Genomic DNA, 19,784 nt, shown 5'->3' on the forward strand with positions numbered 1-19,784 from the left:
ACCCGGAGGCGGAGGTGTTGGATCCGACGCCCGTCCCGACGACGGACGGCGTCCCAGGGCCTCTGCCAGGCGTCTACACGGACAAGGGCGAGGCGCCGGAGACGGACCTCATCCGCGGGCTCGTGTCGTTCCCGCTTCGCGACGAGGCCGGGCTCGAGCAGCGCATCGCGGACATCTACAAGCCGGACAGCCAGCGCTTCCGTCAGTACATGACGCAGGCCGAGTGGATGGCGAAGCACGCCCCGCTGGAGAAGGACGTCAAGATTGTCACGGACTGGCTGAAGTCCGAGGGCATGCAGGTGAACTTCGTCGCCACCAACCGCCTGCTGGTGCAGTTCGTGGGGACGGTGGGCCAGTTCAACAAGGCGTTCGGCGTGAAGCTCATCGTCCTGGAGCGCAAGTCGCCCCAGGGCGGCAATGATCCGCACGACGTCTACGGCCTCACGGAGGGCGTCAAGGCGCCCGCGTTCGTGCAGCAGCGCATCCACGCCGTCGTGGCCCTGGACCTGCCGGCGGAGACGGGCACGCTGCCCGGCGAGTTCGGCCAGCCGTCCACGGAGCCGCCCAACCCCGTCAGCCGGGGCCTCACGCCGCAGCAGGTGGCGCGCGCGTACAACGTGGACTCGCTCTATGAGCAGGGCCACCGGGGCCAGGGCACGAAGCTGGGCGTGGTGATTGGCGCCAGCTTCCGTTGGAAGGACGTGCGCGCCTTCTGGAAGATGTGGGGCATCGAGCGCGAGGACCCCAAAATCATCCAGACCATGGAGCCGCCCGTCACGCGCTACCGCGAGGGCACGCTGGACGTGGAGTGGGCCGCGGCGATGGCGCCCAAGGCGGAGGTGCTGGTCTACATGGGCCCGGACGCGCGCAACACGTCCATGCTCTACACGTACAACGAGGCCATTGGCCGGGGCGAGGTGAGCGTCATCACCACGTCCTTCGCCCACCGCGAGGACTCCGAGCCGCGCGCGGTGCACGAGGCCTACAGCCACGCGAGCGCCATGGCCGCCGCGCTGGGCATCACCGTCGCCGCCGCGAGCGGTGACTCCGCGGGCGTGGACGTCCCGGGCAACAGCCCCTACGTCACCGCCGTGGGCGGCACGCAGCTGAAGATGAACGGCATGACGGTGACGGGTGAGACGGCCTGGTACTACTCGGGCTCCGGCATCACCCGCACCTTCGCCACGCCGGAGTGGCAGAAGGGCCTGGTCCCCATGCCCGCCAAGCGCGCGGTGGTGGACGTCGCGCTCAACGCGGACACGGGCTACTGGTACACGTGGCTGGGCGTCACCACGCCCAACACCGGCACGTCGTTCGCTTCGCCCATCTTCGCGGGGCTCATGGCGGTGGTGAACGGCGCGCGCTCGGAGGTGGCGAAGCCGCCGGTGGGCTGGCTCAACTCGCAGCTCTACACGCTGCCGAACGTCCAGAAGACGTTCCGCGACGTCACCCAGGGGGTCACCGACAAGCAGTACGAAGCCGGACCGGGCTGGGACATCCCCACCGGCTGGGGCGCACCCGACGCGGAGGGCCTCTTGCGGACCCTGCCTTGAGCGGGCAGGCGACATAGAGCGGACGGGCGTGCGGGCGCCGCTCCGGTTGTCATCCCGAGTTGACGGGATGCGAATGCATGCGCAGGGCATGCTGTTCGGGACAGGACCATGTCCTCGTCCTCCCTGCGCGCATCCCTTTCCTGCCTCCTGCTCGTCGCAGCCGCTTGCAGCAATGCTGGCGCCGGAACGAGCACCGCCGTGGCGGAGTCTCCCTCCACGTCCTCTCCGGGGACCGTCTCGCAGGCGCCCACCTCTCCCACCACGCCTGTCGTGGAAGAGGTGACGCAGGCGCCAGACACGGAGACGCCCGCGGCCGAGCCGCCGGTCGTCAGCGCGCCTGCTCCCTCCGCGAGCGTGTGCGCGCCCCTCACCTCGCTGACCAGCCTGACGGGCAACCTGGCGACGTGGCTGCTGACGGCCCCCATCACCCCGCCCAACAGCGGCGGCTTCAAGGAGCCGGGCGGCACGGAGCTCGCGGCGTTCGAAGGCGCGTTCCGCACGCTGCTCACTGAAGGGCCCAACCCGCAGGTGGTGCAGGACCTGGCGAAGCTGGGCTACGGCGTGTCCACCTTCCGCAATGACTCGGGCGGCGGGTGGCTGGTGGTGCGCGAGCAGGGCCTGCTGCCGCGCGGCGGCGGCACGTTCATCATCAACCTGTTCCCCGCGCGCAACCTGTGGCTGGAGGCGCCTCACGCTGACTCTGATGAGGGCACGCTGCGTCAGACGGCCTCGCAGCTGGTGACGCTGGGCGCGCGCGCGCTGCTGATTACCGGCAGCAACCGCTGCGCCGTCACCACGGCCAGCCCGTGCAGCGGATCCACCAGCGTGTGCGGCACGAAGGGCCTGCGCATCTCCGACACCGCGCACTACGGCAACAACTTCTTCACCGCCGCGCACCGCGCGCTGCGCGACACGTACCCGGACGCCATCGCCGCCAGCATCCACGGCATGGACGCGGGTGACGGCCCCGAGGCCGCCGTGGTGAGCGACGGCACCGGGACGCCGCGCCCGGAGGCGCTCTCCAACCGCCTGCGCGACGCGCTCAACACCCATCTGGCCGGCACGAAGAAGGCCTTCTCCTGCAACTCGGCGGAGGACTCGGGCAAGCACCGGACGCTGTGCGGCACCAGCAACGTGCAGGGCCGCATCGACAACGGCGCCGCGGACGCCTGCTACTCGGAGGCCCCCGCCGCCACGGACCGCTTCATCCACCTGGAGCAGTCCGCCACGCTGCGCGGCACCGGCGCGTCGTCCAGGGCCGTCATGCAGGCGCTCGCGGACACCGTGCCCTGCACGCTCGCCGGCTCCGGCCTGGGCTGCCAGGCGGTGGCCGCGCAAGACTGCCCGTGAAGTGTCGCGTGGACGACGTCCTCACCTGCCGTGCCAACCTGCTTCGCCTCATGTGAAGCAGGCGGGCTGATCCGTCCCAGGGTCCAGGTCCACTGTCCGCGGCCGGGCATTCAGTGACACTGGAGGCTCGAATTTTCGGTTGGACAGCGGACGCTTCTCGGCAGGCGAGAGAGGCAACCCTGGTCGGGTCCGGGAGCCTCCCTAGATTCGAGCGGCCACCATGGCGCTCCTTTCGACCCTGACACTCTTTCCGGCCTACTCCCTCGACACCTCCATTCTGGTGGCGGTGCTCGTGGGCGTGCTCATCCTGGCGCTCCTGACGGAGACGCTGGGGTGGGTCTTCGTGGGCCTTGTCGTCCCCGGCTACCTGGCCTCGGTGTTCGTCATCCACCCCGAGGCGGGCTGCACCGTCGTCGCCGAGTCGCTGCTCACCTACGGCCTGGCGCTGGCGTTCTCCAGTGGACTGTCCCGCACGGGCGCCTGGAGTGAGTTCTTCGGCCGGGATCGCTTCTTCGCCGTGGTGCTCGCCAGCGTGGTGGTGCGCGCGGTCAGCGAGACGTGGCTCTTGCCCGTGCTGGGGCACTGGATGGACGAGCGGTGGGGGACGTCCTTCATCGTCGACCGCAGCCTGCACAGCATCGGCCTGGTGCTGGTGCCGCTCACCGCGAACGCCTTCTGGAAGCTGAAGCTGCGCCGGGGCCTCTGGCAGGTGTTCGTGCCGGTGGCGCTGACGTACGTCATCCTCCGCTTCGTGCTGCTGCCCGGCACCAACCTGTCCTTCTCCAGCCTGGAGCTGATGTACGAGGACGTGGCGCAGGACTTCCTGTCCAGCCCCAAGGCCTACATCATCCTGCTGACGACGGCGTTCCTCGCCGCGCGCTTCAACCTCAAGTACGGCTGGGACTTCAACGGCATCCTCGTGCCCGCGCTGCTGGCGCTCACGTGGCTGGAGCCCCTGAAGCTCGTGGCCACCCTGGCGGAGGTGCTGCTCCTGGTGGTGGCCGCGAAGGCGGTGCTGTCCGTGCCGGGGCTTCGCACGCTCAACCTGGAGGGCCCGCGCAAGACGGTGCTCGTCTTCTGTCTGGGCTTCCTCGTGAAGTGGGGCATCGGCTGGGCCATGGGCGGCCGCATCCCCGGCCTCAAGGTCACGGACCTCTTCGGCTTCGGCTACCTGGTGCCCACGCTGCTGGCGGTGAAGATGCTGCAGAAGCAGGTGATTGCGCGCGTGCTGCTGCCCACGCTGCACACGTCGCTGGCGGGCTTCCTCATTGGCAGCCTCGCGGGCTTCGGGCTGTCGCTCATCGAACCGCGTCCGGCCACCGCGCTCACCGCGGAGGCGCCGCGCGAGCACGTGCCCGGCCTGGGCCTGGACCAGTCTCCGCTGGGTCTGATGGTGATGGGCCGCGCCACGGCGCGCGAAAGCGACGTGGGCGGCCAGTCCCTGCGGCTGAAGCACGGCGACCTGCGCGCGTACAACGGGCTGTGGAACGGGCTGGACGCGTGGCTGGAGTCGGGCCGCGCGGAGGGCTTCACCGCGCTGAAGACGCAGGCGGTGGCGCTGGGGCTGGAGCTGCGCGAGCTGCCGAAGCAGGACGGCGCGCCCGCGCGCTATGCGCTGGTGGAGCGCGTGGAGGGCGTTGGCAAGGCGGGCTGGGACACGTCGCTGCTCGTGCCCGGCGCGCAGGGCCCTGTGCTGGAGGTGCCGCGTCCCCTGACGGAGGCGCCGAGCGCCGAGGCCGCCGCGCTCCTGTGCGAGCGCGTGCACTGCCGCGCCGTCATCGTCAGCGGCGTGGATTCCCACCGCGCGGGCCTGGTGCTGGGTGACGCGCTGTCGCAGTCGGAGACGCCGCTGCGCCAGGCGCACGACGCGCTGTCGTCACGGGAGCGCGTGCAGCTGCGCGTGGATCCTTCACTCAAGCCGGGCCAGGTGGTGCTGCACACGCCGGACGGCAAGGCGCCGCAGGGCCTGGACCTGCTGTGGCCGGGCGCGAAGGTGACGGCCGAGCCGCCGCCGGAGCCCGGTGACACCTGGGGCGAGGCGCGCGTGAGCGTGCTGCGCGCGGGCGCCGCGGACCTGGCCTCGCTGGTGCTGGAGCACGCGCAGCCGCTGGCCGCGCCGATGACGGAGCGCGAGGCGCTGGGGACGCTGATGGTGACGCCGGAGGTGGCGCGCGTGCCGGCGGTGCGGCCTTCGGACGCGGAGCTGCTGGTGCTGGAGCAGCAGGTGGCGTCGCCGCTGCTGGGCGGCGGGATGGCGGACGTGCCGCTGGCGCTGCGTCCGCGCTGGGCGGGCGCCATGGCGGCGCTGCTGGGCCTGCGCGTGCACCCGGTGACGGAGTGCGCGGGCGCGAACGGTTGCTGGTGGGTGACGGACGCGGAAGGCACGCCGGGCCGGCTGGGCGCGGGGCTGCTGGTGCGTCCGGGCGGCTCGCCGCTGGCGCTGGAGGTGCCGTCTCCGGCCCGTGAGGCGGGCACGCTGCCGGTGGCCGCGGAGCTGTGGCACGAGTCGCGCTCCACCGCGCTGGTGTTCGCCACCGCGTCCGGAGACCTGCCCCACCCTGCCACCTTCGGTGAGCTGCGCACGAGCTTCCAGGCGTTCCACCAGGCGGTGCACCGCGCGCTGCCGAAGGAGCAGGGCTGGGTGCTGCACCTGCGCGGCTTCTCCGGCCGGCCCTCCGTGGAAGCGGACGTGCTGGTGGACGTGGGCAGCCCGGTGCTCACCCCGGCGCAGCGTCCGGCGGACCTGGAGAAGCTGTTGTCGCGGGAGGGCCCGCTGGGCTGGCTGGGGCAGCGCGTGCGCTACCACGACGGCTCTCCGGAGCTGACGGGCCTCAACGACGCGAGCCCGCAGCAGGTCTTCTCCCGCACGTTTGGCGGTGCGCGGCTGGCCACGCTGTGGCTGTCCGAGCCGCTGCGCGGCGCCTTCGTGGGCCCCCGGCTGGTGGCGGAGGAGCTGGCCATCACGGGCCTCTTGCCCGAGGAGCCGCGCGAGTCTCCCGAGCGCGCGTTGCTGGCGGACCGGCTGGTGGCGCCGACGCAGCCGGTGTCCAGCGCGCTGAAGGAGCACTTCGCGGAGCTGACCGCCAGCGCGGAGCGCTACGTGGCGCAGCAGAACGTGCATGACCTGCGCGCGCTGGCGCAGACGAAGCGCGTGGGCAACGTGACGCGAGTGGTGAAGTCCGGCTTCAGCGCCGAATACGGCCTGCCCTTCCTCCTGGTGGAAGCACGGCAGGGCAAGCAGGTGCTGCGCGCCGTCTATTTCCTTCAGCAGCACCCGTCGCCGGCGAAGCGCGCGGAGCTGACCGCGGGTGACGCGCAGCTCGCGAGCACGGTGGACCTGGCGCTGCGGCACCGCCGTCCGGTGGTGTTGACCGGGGAAGTCTCCCGCGAAGAGGCCCGTCGATGAAGACCCGCAGCCGCGCCCTCGTGGCGCTCCTTGGCCTGATGGTGGGCCTGGCCCTCATCTGGGGCGCCAGCTTCGCCGTGCTGGGCAACACCGACACGCCCACCGCGCGGCGCGACGCGAAGTTCGTCAACGCCGAGCGCCTCATCTTCTACCGCCTGGAGCCGGGCCGGGAGATGCGCGTGCGCGTCCCCGCGGAAGCGGAGGAGCTGCTCATCGTCACGCACGAGCTGCTTCCGGACGGCACGCCCTACGCGCCGGAGAAGCAGTACCAGTACGGCCTCAAGGCCATCCTGCGCGGTCCGGACGGCGTCCTCCTGGAGCGCTCCATCTTCACGCGCACGCGCCAGAGCAAGGGCCAGCCGCAGGAGGACGGCACGTTCCTGGAGGAGAGCGCCTTCACCACGCACGCGGCTCAGCAGGTGACGGACGAGCGCGAGTTCGTGCTGCGCCTGCCCAAGGAGCGGCCGGACTACGCCGTGCTGTACCTGCGGCCCGCGAGCCCCAGCGACACGCTGCTGGCGCGCGTCTACGTCCGCGCGCACCGCACGCTGCCGCTGCTCGCGTCGCAGAAGCTGGCCCAGGCCCGCGCGGAGGTGCGCGCTGGCCGCGCCACCTTCGAGCCCTTCGAGAAGCTCTCCCCCGACACGCGCCGCTGGCTGGCGGAGGAGCACTGGGAGCGCCTGAACGCGGAGGGCGAGGCGGGCACCGACTACCAGATTGAACCCGTGTACCGCACCACCTACCGGCTGCCGCTGGTGGAGGCCACCGAGTCCGTGCAGGAGCGCCTGGGCGCGGGCCGCGCCGTGGCCCTCAACGTCACCGGGCCCGCGAAGCCGGTGCTGTGGCTGTGGAGCGACGCGACGGACGCGAAGGCGCAGCCGCACGGCCCCGTGACGGTGCAGACGCTGTCCGCGGACGGCACGGCGCACACCATGGAACTGCCGGGCCCCGTGGCGGGGTCTCCCATGTCGCATCCGCTGGAGCTGCCCGCGGGCGTGCACACGGTGATGGTGCGCAACGACGGCCAGGAGGACCTGCGCTACACGGTGGAGGGCCCGTTCGAGTCGTGGCTCCTGCCCGCCGAGTCGCGCCCCCAGCCGGGCGTCGCGTCGGAGGGCCGCGTGGCCTTCCTGCCGGACCTGCGCCGCACGGAGGCGTTCGCCACCGGCCCGGCGTGCCCGGTGCTGGAGCTGGACATCGATCCGCGCATGGACGCGGTGGGGCGGCTGGTGCGCATCGACGCGCGCTCGCTGGACCGCGCGCCCTCGCGTGAGCCGCTGCACCTGAGCCTCACGGTGCTGGACGCGCAGGGCCAGCCGCTGGGTCAGGCCGCGCTGGACGCGACGCCGGAGCCCGCGCCGTTCGAGAGCGCGGCGCTGGTGCCGCTGCCGGGCGGCGCCCTGCCCTGCACGACCGTGGCGAAGGCGGCGGACGACGCGGGTTCGGCCGGCTCCGGAGAAGTCACGGATCTGCCGGCGTGGGTGTCGGGTCCGGCGAGCGCCCGGGTGTTCCTGCCCATGGGCGCGCGCAAGCTGCGCGTGGAGGCGCCGCGCGCGACCATCGTGCAGCTCTACAGCTTCCTGTCGAGCGGCCAGCCCATCGTGGCGTCCGCGCCGTACACGAGCGACGCGCTGACCGGCGTGCGCTGGCGCAACGCGCCCGTGGATTCGCGCGCGTGGCACCCCATGCGTCCTGCGAACCTGAGCGCGCTGCTGCAGGGGGGCGCCCGGCTGGAGCTGCTGAGCCAGGTGCGCCTGGAGCCCGTGGGTCCGGTGGAGGAGTCGCTTCCGCCGACGGGGGACGCGGTGGTGGTGCGTCCCCATGGCTCGCCCGCGGTGGTGGAGGTGCTGGAGTCCGCGCAGGCGGACACGGTGGACATGGTGAAGGCGCTGTCCACGGTGCTGGAGCCGGGCCGCGCGGTGCGGGCCCGCTTCGACGCGCGCACGCCCACCCGTCCGGAGGTGCGCCTGTCGCTGAAGGACGCGGCGGCGCTGGGCAACGAGGTGGAGGTGCTGCTCGATGGCGAGCCGCTGCACCGCTTCACCGTGCGCTCCACGCGGGCTCGGGAGCTGTTGCCGCCGCTGCCGCCGGGGGAGCATGAGGTGCTGCTGCGCTCCTCGGCGCCGGGGCTGACGGCGCTGCTCAACCGGCCTCCGGCGGCGGGCAGCGGCCTGCGCTCGCGCACGGTGTATCCGGTGGGCCAGGGCGGCCTGCGCGTGCCGGTGCGCAAGACGGGTCCGGGCGCCGTCACCCTCAACGTGGTCGTCTACACGCCGGTGGCGGAGGGCGCGACGGAGCCCCAGCTGTCCGTGACGGTGGATGGAGGCAACCCCGTGCGCCGCGCCAGCGTGCTGGTGCCGCACGTCACGCGCGCCGAGCGCACGGTGGTGCTGCCTCCTTCCGAGCGCGACCCGGCCATGCCGGTGGGCCGCCCGGGCGTGAAGTGGTACGCGCGCACCGTGCCGGTGACGCTGGGCGAGGACATCGCGCCGGGCGTGCACACCGTGCGCATCCAGGCGCTGGGCACGGGCCCCATGTGGGCGCGGTTCTTCATGTTCGGCCAGGCGGTGGAGAACACCGCGCCGCGCATGTGGAACCGGGGTGGCTGGCAGCCGGACGAGGACATGTTGTGAGGTTCCTCGGGAGGACCGGGTCGTGGCGCCCGCTGGTGGCAGCGGGAGTCGTGTCCGTGCTGGGCGCCTCCGTGAGCGCCCACGCCCAGGCGGCCGCGAAGGCGGCGCCAAGGCCGTCACCGAGGCAGGAGCGCGTGCCCCAGGAGGATCCATCCGTGAACGTGCCCGAGCATTCCGGGTGCCGCGTGGACGCGCGCTTCTCCGGGCTGTGGCCCCGCGTGGACGCCGTGACGTTCCACCCCACCACGCTGGAGGAGCGGGCCGCGTTCTCGAAGCTCTTGCCCGCGCTGCTCGCCGCCGCGCCGAAGCAGAAGGACGTGCCGCCGGAGCTGACGAACGTGGCCGCGTCCGTGGGCTTCTTCCTGGAGACGTGGACCACGCCTCGCGACACCTTCTGGGTCCTGCGTGAACGGCCGGACGGCTACCACGGCGCGGGCGCGTATGTGATCCGCACGGGGGAGGCTTCCCACGACGTGGTGCAGGTGCCGCACCCGTACTTCGACATCGGCACGGAGGACATCGGCGCCAGCCTCTTCTCCTGCCCGCCGGAGGGCCACGCGCCGCGCCTGTTCATGACCGCCACCGCGCACCGCTACAAGGGCACGCCCGGTGAGACGCCCGAGGCCCCGGAGCACCCGGCCGACGTCGCGCACAACCCGGAGCACCTCTTCCAGACCGTGACGGACCTGGCCGCGCGCCAGCTGCCCGCCTTGCGCGTGGTGCAGCTGCATGGCTTCGGCGAGTCCAAGGTCCAGAAGGGCCGCACGGAGACGCTGGCGGCGGTGGTGAGCGACGGCTCGCGCAAGCCCGGAATGTGGGCCCGGAAGGTGTCTTCACCCCTGGAGGACGTGATGGGTCCCGGAGTGAAGCTGTTCCCGGACGGGGTGCAGGTGCTCGGTGGAACACAGAACGCGCAGGCCCGGCTGCTCCAGGCCTACCCGCTCGCCCGCTTCCTGCACCTGGAAATGTCATCCCGTACGCGCAAAGCGCTGGCGAGCCCGGCGCGCCTGGACCGGCTGGCCCAGATTCTGTTCGCACCCTTGGAGGACTGAGCGCCGATGTTTCCTGTTCGACGCCGCGCCCGTTACACCCTGCTCGTGGGAGCGCTCGCGGCGCTGCCCGTCATCGCGCAGCCCGCCGTCTCGCAGCCGTCCGTCATCGCCCGCAGCGAGGAGGGCATGACCTGGCAGCCTCGCGCCGTCCGCGGTCCGGTGGCGCTCGAGGACCTCCGGGGCCACGCCCCCTATGTGCCGTCCGGCGTGCCGCAGGTGACGGGCGCCATCGATGTGACGTCCCAGAAGGGCGCGGCCGTGTGGCTGGGCCCGCTGGACGTGGTGCGCGTCACCGGCCCGGCCGGAGCGCTGCGCTTCACCCGCGTGCCGCTGTCGGACGGCGACGACGCGCCCGAGCTGCGCGTGGAGGAAGAGGGCGTGCCGGAGCGTCCGGGCCGCTGGTACCTGGCGGAGCCCATGGGCGCCGGCAGCATCTGGTGGGTCACGGCGACGAAGAACGCCCGCATCGTGGTGGAGCGCCCCACGCACACGTCCACGGCTCGCACCGAGGAGCGGATGCGGGACGCGCTCCTCAAGTGGGTGGACGGCAAGGGTCCGCGCCCGGCGCTGGCGTTCGACGCGGCCACGCGCGCGCGCCTGGACGTGGACGCGGCGCTGGAGGCGGAGCTCGTGAAGGACGAGCCCGCGACCTCGGCCTTCCGCACCGCGGTGCGCGACTGGCGCAAGGCCGCGGCGCTGCGCGAGTGGGCGCTGGTGTCGCCGCTCTACGGCCAGGCGGTGCGCGTGGAGCGCCCGCGTCCCACCGGCACGGAGGTGGTGCTGGAGGGAATGGACGCGCCCTGGGTCCGCCCGGAGGTGAAGGGCTCGGTCTGGGCGCTGGAGCTGGAAGGCCCGGGCGTCTTCTCGCTGGAGGCGCGCACGGTGATGGGCAACGGCGCGCCCGCCGAGGCGCCGTCGGTGGAGGTGTACGGCGTGGGCGGGGTGCTCGCGCACGCGCAGCTGACGCCGCAGCCCGCGTGGGCGGAGGCGCCTGAAGGTGCCGCGCTGCCGGATGGGCGCACCGCGCGGATGCTCGCGTCGGGGGAGCGCGTGGGCATCGTGGAGGAGATGCGCGTGGCGCTGCCTCCGGGCAAGCACAACTACCGCGTGAGCTGGAAGGGCCCCGCGCCCATGCTGCGTGCGCGCGTCGCCACGCGCCGGCCCACGCTGTCCGAGGCGCTGTCGCACCAGACGCACTGGACGGAGCTGGCGGAGAAGGCGTGGGAGGTGGTGAAGCAGGACCCCGCCGCCCGGCCTTCCCTGCTGCGTCAGCGGCTGGTGGCGTTGATGCCGGACCTGGCGCGCGGGACGTACGGCCGCATCAAGACGGAAGGCCTGTCGCCGCTGCTGACCGCGATGGCGGCCCTGGCGGATGGCGACACGGACGTGGCGGTGGAGTCGCTGAAGGGCGCGGATGCGTCGCCGCTCGCGTGGCACCTGCGGCTGCTCACCGCGAAGAAGCTCCTGGATGGAAACAAGCCGGACGTCGCGCACGCGCTCCTGGGCACCGCGCCCGCGCTGCCGGACGCGGGCTTCCTCACCGCCGAGGCGTCGGAGCTGGTGGCCCGCCTGCCGCTGGGCGACCCACTGCGCAGCCGCGAGCTGGCCGCGCTGGAGCTGGCGTGGCGCGCGGAGCCGCTGTCGGAGGACATCCGCCGGAGCTATCGCGCCGCGTGGTGGCGCGCGAGCCGCTGGTCGCAGGTGACGCCCGCGCCTCGTGAAGATGGAACCGAGGTGAAGTCCTCGCAGTGGCTGGACCTCCAGGGCATGGAGGCCGACGCGTCGATGACGGGCAGCGCGCTGTGGCCGCTCGCCGTGGGAGGCACCACGCGCGTGCAGGCCAAGGGGCTCGCCGAGGCGCCGACGCTGCTGCGCGCCTACGTGATGATGCCGCCGGGCGCGAAGGCGAACCCGGTGCTGCGCGTGGGCAGCAACGCGTTCCCGCTGCTGCCGCTGTCGGCGGTGGAGCCGGTGGAGATTGCCCTGCCTCCGGGTGAGCACGCCCTGAAGCTGGAGGGCGCGGAGGGCACGCGCGCGTTCTTGTCGCTCGCGCCCGCGCAGGCGCAAGGGACGCCGGGCGAAGTGGGCTACGTGCGCTCGCAGTGGCCGGTGAAGGTGGACAAGAAGGCGGTGCGTTTCCGGGTGCCGGACGCGAAGCTGCCCTCGCCGGTGCGCGTGCAGTTCCGTCCGCTGAACGCGGAGGCGGGCAAGCCCCTCGTGGTGCGCATGAACACCGACGTGGGCCATCCGCGTCGACTGGTGTTGATGCCGGGCGCAGCCAGCCAGCGTCACGTCGCGCTGGAGGGTGCGAAGGGCACGTCGTCCGCGCCGGTGTCCGCGGTGGTGACGCTGCCCGCGCAGGCGCGCGAGGTCTGGTTCGAGCCTGAGGATCCGAAGGCGCAGCTCGCCGTCTCACTGGCGGTGCGCCGTGCAGAGGTGGCCACGTCCGAGGAGTCCCCTGCCCCGCCGCAACAGCCGCAGGCGGGCACGGCGTACGAGACGCTTCAGGCGTTCTCCCGCACGCTGCGCGCGCAGCCTGGAGAGATTGAACCGCGCCTCGCGCGCGCCGAACTGCTGTCCTCGCTGCAGGAGGACGGTTTCGCTCGCGCGGACGTGGGCCGGCTGCTGGACGCGCAGGCGAAGCTGACGCCGGAGCAGCAGCGGCGTCTGCTAGCGCTGATGGACCGCCTGTCGCAGGCAGCCCCGCGCACGGTCCGCTTCACGCAAGCCATCACGCAGCCCACGCTCGTGTCCCCCGCGTTCCCCGCGCTGGACATGGACGCCTCGATTGCCGCCAACGCGGACACGCAGGGCAACAGCACGCTCGCGGCCAACAGCGCCTCCGCGCGCAACGCCAACACGGTGCCGGCCGGTAACACGTCTCTCGCCGCGCTCAGCGCGCAGGTCCGCGCGGGCCAGACGGACGCGGCGCTCGCGGCACTGTCGGGCGACAAGAGCCTTACGGGCCGCTACCTGCGCGCCCGGTTGCTGTCCGCCTCCGGCGAGGACGCGGCGGGTGCGCTGGCCATGGCCGCGCTGTACCGCGAGACGGGCCTGCCGCAGGTGGGCCTGGAAGCCCTGGGCATGCTGGAGCGCCTGCAGGACTCGCCGCAGGCCTGGAAGGACGGCGGTGCGCCCCTGGGCGCGGCGCTCGCGAGCCAGCTCCAGGCCTGGGCCGACCACCCGGACGTGCGCCGCATGCGCTTCGTCGCGGGCCGCTGGACTCGCTGGGAAGGCCTGCGCGACGCGGAGGAGACCGCCGGTTCGCTCGTCGCCACGTCGGAGGCCGGCACGGAGGACGAGGACGTCGCCATGGCCGTGCGCAAGGCGCTGCTCGCGCCGCCGTGGAAGCTGTCCGAAGCGAAGCTCCTTCCCGCCGGTGCCTCGCGCGTCATGAGCCTGGTGGTGAAGCAGCCCCGGCCCCTGGGCGCGGAGGTCCTCTGCGGCACCACCCCGCGTCCGGGCGTGGACGCCGCCGGCACCTGCGCCTTCGCGCTCCGCGTGGACGGCCGCGTGGTGCGCGAGCTCCAGGTCGCCGAGGGCGAGACCGCCATCCTGGGCACGCGCCTGGACGTCCCCGGCCGCCACCAGGTCGAGGTCGTGATGGCGCGCGCCGACACGCAGCAGACCGGCCTCGTGCGCTTCGTGGACTCCGAGGAGGCCACCGCCAACGCCCGCGTCATGGCCGCCCCGCAGCCCCTGTCCCTCCTGCGCAGCCGCCCCGGCGCGCCGGTGGTGATGACCGTGCTGGGCCCCACCGCCCTGCGCGTGCGCGCCACCGCCCTGTCCCCGTCCGCGGGCCGAGAGCTGCTCCTGCGCAGCACGCCCCTGCCCTCCGGTGACGGCACGGGCGGCTCCAGCGCGGAGGAAGGTCCGCTCATGCACCTGGGCCTGCCCGAGGACGCCGACCCCGGCCTCCAGGGCGCGTCCCAGCCGCTGGGCCGCATGGGCGAGACGTGGCTGCTGCTCCCCTCGCGCGGTCCGCACCGCGTGAGCCTGGAGTCGCCCAACGGTGAAGCCCTGGTGCAGGTGCAACTGGGTGTCGCCTCGGATCCGAGCGCGCTCGCGGCCCCGTCGTGGGCCCAGGGCACCACGGGCCTGGAGCCGCTGCCCTGGCCCGCGCTGCCGCCCAGCCTGGCGCTCCTGCCGGACGGCATGCCGCCCGAGGCGCGCACCACCGGCCTGGGCATGGTGTCCGCGGAGATGGGCTACCGCAGCGAGGACGTGGAGGAAGGCGAGCTGCTCAACCGCCCGCTCCAGACGGGCCTGGAGGTCCGCCTCTCCCTGCGCCGTGAGCTGTCCCCGGGCCGCGCGTGGCTGCGCTTCACGCCCGAGGCGCGCTACCCGCTCAACCAGACCGCCGTGCTCGGCGGCACCGTGGCGGGCTACGTGAACCAGCTGCCTGGCGACCTGCGCCTGTCCATGCAGGGCTCCGTGTTCTCGCAGACCATCGACGGCGCCATGCGCTGGAGCGCGAGAGGCCGCATCGCGGCGGACCGCTACCTGCGCCTGTCCCCGGACGTGGGCCTCATCCCCGGCCTGGGCCTGACGCTGGAGTCCATGCAGGGCGGCAGCGCGGTGGACGCCACGCGCTACGACCAGAACGTCTACTGGCTCTACGGCAAGGACCACCCGCGGCGCCTGTCGCCCCGGCTGTCCCTGCGCTGGCAGCCCTTCCAGGACCACGTGGCCACGGTGGGCATGTCCGCCGTGAGCAACGCCAACCTCTACACGGTGGACAACGCGGGCGCGTACGCCAGCTGGGCGGCGCTCCTGGGCGGCAGGCTCCAGGGCACGCGCGTGGAGCTGGGCTACGGCGCTTCGCAGCGCTTCCAGGATGAGCACCGCGCCACCGCGTACCTGCGCCACCGCGTGTCGGGCCGCCTGGATTGGAACGTGTGGATGGGCAAGGGCGGCAACCGCCTGATGCTCTTCGCGGAAGACCGCGCGTTCCTCTCCGGCCCGTACGGGATGCAGAACATGTTTTCACTCGGAGCGCGGTGGGATTGGACAGGTGGACGTGGGTTGCAGGACGTCACGCCCACCGAGGAGGAATTCGAGGAGCTGCTGGATGAACGACGTTTGCAGCCCTGAGCTGTCGTGATCCGAACGGGCGCCTGGGGGGGCCGGGCAGGTTTCTCAAGCAATGAATAGCTCTGGCCGCGACATGCACCTGGCGAACGAATCTCTCGAGTCCCAACTGCTGGAAGCCCTGCCCCCGCTGCACCGTCGCGTGCGCGGGGCCTCGGTGGAGGTCCTGGCCCGGCGGCTGGTGGAGACCTGCCCCCGCCCCGCCGGCCTGGAGGGACTGGCCCCGTGGCTGGGCGTGGCGCTGGAGGCCCTGGAGACGGAGCTGGCGGCCATCCACACGGAGATCGTCCAGTTCACCCGTCAGTACAACGAGGCGCTGGATGACGCCGCGCGCCGCCAGGTGCTGGTGGATCACCTCAAGGCCACGGTGAAGGACCGCAAGGACCGCAAGGAGGACCTGCGCGCCCTGGACCGGTGGATGGGCTTCGACGCCCTGCGCGAGCGGCAGGAGAAGCGCCGCCACAAGCTGCTGATCGAAGAAGAGACGGCGCTGCGCGCGCTGACGGGGGTGCTGGCCACGGCCTCCGAGCAGGAGCTGCGGGCCGCCGCCGTGCCGCTGGCGAGGCAGCTGTTGGACCGCGCCGTGGACGCGCCCCGGGCGCAGAACCGCTTCGCCGCGCTGGAGGCCTTCCGGCAGCTCGCGCAGACGGTGCCGGGCGTCGCCGCGTCGCTGCCTGAAGTGGGCCCCACGCTGACGAGCCTCGCGGGCCAGGAGGACGTGAGCCCGTTCTTCCAGGCGGAGGCCCTGCGCGCGCTGCTCACCGTGGATGTGCTCGAAGGCCTGGCCCTGCTGCGCATGCGACTGCGCGCGAAGGCCCCCTCGGACAAGGACTTCCTCTTCCGCCGCCAGGTGCTGGAGCAGTGCGCGCCGCTGCTGTCGGAAGAGCACCGCATGCCGCTGCTCACGGAGGTCGCGCACAACGACCCCAGCGAGTACGTGCGCATGGGCCTGTGCGCCCTCATCGCGCAGCGCCCGGACGGACAGCCGCTGCTGCGCCGTCTGGCCGGCCTGGAGCAGGTGCCGGCCGTCGCGGGACAGACGCTTTCAGAGCCGAGCCCGCGCGTGCGCACCGCCGCCGTGCTGGCCGCGGTGGACGCGGCGCTGGCCGCGCCGAAGGTGAAGGGCCCTGCCCTCCAGGTGCTGGTGGACGTGCTCGGCCGTGACACCGCGCCGCTCGTGCTGCGCGTGTCGTGTGAACGTGCCGCCGCATTGGCTGAAGCGCTGGGCGCCTCGGGCCTCGGCCCCGCGCACGCGGCGCTGCTGGACGCGGTGGAATCACTGGCGACGCAGCCGGGAGCCTCGGGCCCGGTGGTGGAGGCCGCCGCGGCCGCCGCGCAGGTGCTGCGCCGGGTGAAGGATCCGGTGCGTCAGGCGTGGACGGCGTTCCTCGCCGGCCGCGTCTCCAAGCTCCGCCCGGGCAGCCGCACGCGCATCCCGCTGCAACCCGCGCCGGAGAACCTGCCGCCGATGCCGGAGGGCCCCGCGTGGCTGGGCGCCATCCTCGCGGACCTGTCGCAGGACGGGCACGGCCTGTACGCGGAGCGCACGGACAAGACGCTGACGCTGTGGCACGGCGACCGTCACGAGCGCCGCCTGTGGCGCATGTGGCACGAGCTGGGCCGCCCCGCGCCGAACAAGCGCCAGGCGTTCCTGCACACCACCGGCCGCGTCATGTCCGGCACGCTGCGCGCGCACCCGGGCCACCTGGACGAAATCACGGAGACGCTGGTCCCTGGCGAGCGCGTCCACGTCGCGAGCCAGGGCAGCTGGGGCCGTCACCTGCCCACGGTGGACGACCTGCTGGACATTCCGCTGTCGAAGGACGGCAAGGTGCACCTGTTCAGCAGCCACGGCGAGACGGTGCTGGTGCCGCCCGCCTCGCGCCTGCGCCGACTGACGAACCGCCTGAAGGTGTCCAAGGACTACCGCAAGCTCGCGTCGCTGCGGCTGGACTCGCTGGGCGGTGAAGAGCCCCGCGAGCGCCGCCGCTTCGTGGAGCAGGTGGAGCGCGAGCTGGGCGTCCAGGTGCGCTTCACGCCGTACGGACAGAACAAGCAGGTCCCCGCGCCGCTGGCCACGCTCTTCCACGAGCCGGAGGCCGCGCCGAAGCCCCCGTCCACGCTGCACACGCCCGCGGTGCTGGGCCTGCAGAGCGGATTCCTGGCGCTCCTCACCGAGCGCATCATGGAGAACGAGGGCTACTTCCTGGGGATGGGAGGCAACGGCATCGCGGCGCTGGGCCTCTTCACCGCGGCGCTCTTCTCCATCTTCCTGGGCGACACGTACGTGAAGCGCCAGAGCGTGCGGAAGTCCCGGGAGAAGATTCCGCTCGTCATCGGCGGCTGGGGCACGCGCGGCAAGTCCGGCACGGAGCGCCTGAAGGCGGCGCTCTTCTCCGGCATGGGCTTCGAGGTCTTCGCGAAGACGACGGGCTCCGAGGCGATGTTCGTGCACAGCGCCCCGGGCGCCGGGCCGTCCGAGTTCTTCATCTTCCGCCCCTACGACAAGGCCACCATCTGGGAGCAGAAGGACATGGTGGAGCTGGGCGCGCGCCTGGGCACGGAAGTGTTCCTCTGGGAGTGCATGGCGCTGCAGCCCAACTTCGTCGAGCTGCTCCAGAACGACTGGATGAAGGACGACTTCGCCACGCTGACCAACGCCTACCCGGACCATGAGGACATCCAGGGCCCGGCGGGCATCAACGTCGCGTCCGTCATCACCAACTTCATGCCCAGGGGCGGCCGGGTGGTGACGACGGAGGACCACTTCCTGCCGCTCTTCAAGCAGGCGGCGAAGGAGAAGGACACCACGCTCTTGCACAGCGCGTGGTGGGAGGCGGAGCTGATTCCCGAGGAGTTCCTGGCCCTGTTCCCCTACCGCGAGCACCCGCGCAACATGGCGCTGGTGGCGACGCTGGCGGAGCAGCTGGGCGTGTCGCGGCCGTACGCGCTGGCGCTGATGGCCGAGCACGTGCAGCCGGAGATCGGCGTGTTGAAGGTCTTCCCGCCAGCGAAGGTGCGCGGGCGGCAGCTCCAGTTCATCAACGGGCACTCGGCGAACGAGCGCACGGGCTTCATGAACAACTGGATCCGCACGGGCCTGGGGGACGTGGACCCGGACGCGAACCCGGAGCGCGCGGTCATCACGGTCATCAACAACCGCTGGGACCGCGTGTCGCGCTCGGAGGTCTTCGCGCGCATCATGGTGGAGGACGCGCCCGCGGACCGGCACGTGCTCATCGGCACGAACCTGGAGGGCCTGCAGAAGTACGTGCGTGACGCGCTGGACCGGCACCTGCTCAGCACGGAGGTCGTCGCGGCGGAGGAGGTCTCCAGCCCCGAGGGACAGGCCCGCGCGGAGGCACGGCTCGCGAAGGAGCTGGCGAAGCTGAAGGTGCCGCGTCCCACGATGGCGACCTTCATGGACCGGCTGGAGCGGTACGCAGCCGGCGCGGGACTCCAGGCCACGGCCACGCTGGCGCTGACGACGGCGGTGGGCAAGGCGCTGGAGGGCGGCGACGACGAGGTGGGCGTGGAGAAGGTCCGCCGCGCGCTGGAGCGCGAGGTGGGCCCGCTCATCGACGAGGCGCTGTCGCCCGTGTCGCGCGCGCAGCCTTCGCCGCTGCCGGAGGTGCTGACGGCCGCGACGAAGGACGAGGTGCGCGAGCACGCGCTCTACCTGCTGGCGCGCATGGCGGTGCACGCGCGGCTGAAGGCGCTGCTGCCCCGGGGTGAGGCGGACGCGCAGGGACGCGTGAAGGCGTTCCACGCGAAGTTCCGCGACGCCTACCGGGCGATGATGCTGGAGCAGCTGGTGCCGGTGTCCGACTCGCAGGCGACGGGCGACCAGGTGGTGGACGCGTGCGCCCGCGCGGTGGCTCCCGGGATGCAGGTGAGCATCATGGGCGCGCAGAACATCAAGGGCACGGGCCTGGACTGGGTGTACCGCTGGATGGCCCTGGACCGGGTGACGACGGCGCTGAAGGCGCTGGAGGGCACGTCGGTGGAGGCGCGGCGGCGGGCGCTGGAGTCGCTGGAGACGTTCGAGGACTCGGGCTTCGTGGACGCGGGGCTGGCGCGCACGGTGCTGCCGGGGCTGGTGAGCAAGGCCGCGTCGCCGGATGAAGCGGACCGGCTGCGCAAGCTGGCGGAGCGCGCGCGGGCGCGGCACGAGCTGAAGATTTCGGCGCTGACGCACACGGCGGCGGGCGGCACCACGCAGGTGGTGGTGCGCAAGCTGGAGAAGGTCTTCGACTACCTGGACAGCGTGACGCGCCGCCGGCTGAGCGAGATGTTGCTGGAGGACCTGGAGACGGGCCGCGTGTCGCACGCGCGGGCGGCGGTGGAGACGCGCAAGCTGTACGAGCGCCAGAAGGGCGGCTGGCTCTTCCGCGGCCTCAAGAAGCAGCCGAAGCGGACGGCGCCGGTGCCGGGGGTGGAGGCGCCCACGCCGGCAATGCCCGCGAGCGCGGATGCGGTGTTCAAGACGACGGCGGAGCTCCCCAGCACCAAGGTCCCGGTGCAGGTGCACCACGTCCCCATGGACACCCACGCACTGACGAAGGTGGAGGGGCCCGTGCTGCTGCGCGACGAGCCCTTGAAGAAGCAGGGACCGGACATGCTGGGGCCCGAAGCGGCGGATGACGCCGGCGAGCCGCTGTCCTGAGTCCCTCCGAGCCAGAAACCCGAGGAGCGATGT

7 protein-coding genes are annotated in these 19,784 nt (G+C 72.7%); all 7 read left to right on the forward strand.

Annotated features, from left to right (window positions below; all coding sequences use genetic code 11):
* Positions 1 to 1,553, forward strand: a 1,553-nt coding sequence (locus D7X55_RS03100) for a protease pro-enzyme activation domain-containing protein (RefSeq protein ID WP_233609523.1), incomplete at its 5' end; no start/stop codon positions are given.
* Between the two features lie 198 nt (positions 1,554 to 1,751).
* A complete protein-coding gene (locus D7X55_RS03105; protein ID WP_120547920.1) occupies positions 1,752 to 2,903 on the forward strand; it encodes a hypothetical protein in 1,152 nt (383 codons plus the stop codon).
* 220 nt (positions 2,904 to 3,123) lie between these two features.
* Positions 3,124 to 6,309 carry a poly-gamma-glutamate biosynthesis protein PgsC/CapC gene (locus tag D7X55_RS45465; protein WP_121722180.1) on the forward strand — a complete coding sequence of 1,062 codons (3,186 nt, stop codon included), beginning with the start codon at positions 3,124 to 3,126 and terminating at the stop codon, positions 6,307 to 6,309.
* Complete coding sequence (locus D7X55_RS43220) at positions 6,306 to 8,942, forward strand: hypothetical protein (RefSeq protein ID WP_158626307.1); 2,637 nt, start codon at positions 6,306 to 6,308, stop codon at positions 8,940 to 8,942. The genes D7X55_RS45465 and D7X55_RS43220 overlap by 4 nt, the downstream gene beginning before the upstream one ends.
* 35 nt (positions 8,943 to 8,977) lie before the next feature.
* Positions 8,978 to 9,994, forward strand: coding sequence for a hypothetical protein (locus tag D7X55_RS03120; RefSeq protein WP_147470014.1), 1,017 nt, complete (start codon positions 8,978 to 8,980; stop codon positions 9,992 to 9,994).
* 6 nt (positions 9,995 to 10,000) lie between these two features.
* Positions 10,001 to 15,088: a hypothetical protein gene (locus D7X55_RS03125; protein ID WP_147470015.1), complete on the forward strand. Its 5,088-nt coding sequence runs from the start codon at positions 10,001 to 10,003 to the stop codon at positions 15,086 to 15,088.
* A gap of 52 nt (positions 15,089 to 15,140) precedes the next feature.
* Positions 15,141 to 19,751, forward strand: a complete 4,611-nt coding sequence (locus tag D7X55_RS03130) for a hypothetical protein (RefSeq protein ID WP_147470016.1) — start codon at positions 15,141 to 15,143, stop codon at positions 19,749 to 19,751.
* The last annotated feature ends 33 nt before the right edge of the window (positions 19,752 to 19,784 follow it).

The sequence above is a fragment of the Corallococcus sp. AB049A genome, assembly GCF_003668885.1.
Classification (GTDB): Bacteria; Myxococcota; Myxococcia; order Myxococcales; family Myxococcaceae; genus Corallococcus; species Corallococcus interemptor.

Bases quoted from the DNA above. Each gene is read 5' to 3' on its own strand.
- D7X55_RS45465 (WP_121722180.1), top strand. From the start codon at position 3,124: ATGGCGCTCCTTTCGACCCTGACACTCTTTCCGGCCTACTCCCTCGAC.
- D7X55_RS43220 (WP_158626307.1), top strand. From the start codon at position 6,306: ATGAAGACCCGCAGCCGCGCCCTCGTGGCGCTCCTTGGCCTGATGGTG.
- D7X55_RS03125 (WP_147470015.1), top strand. From the start codon at position 10,001: ATGTTTCCTGTTCGACGCCGCGCCCGTTACACCCTGCTCGTGGGAGCG.
- D7X55_RS03130 (WP_147470016.1), top strand. From the start codon at position 15,141: ATGAATAGCTCTGGCCGCGACATGCACCTGGCGAACGAATCTCTCGAG.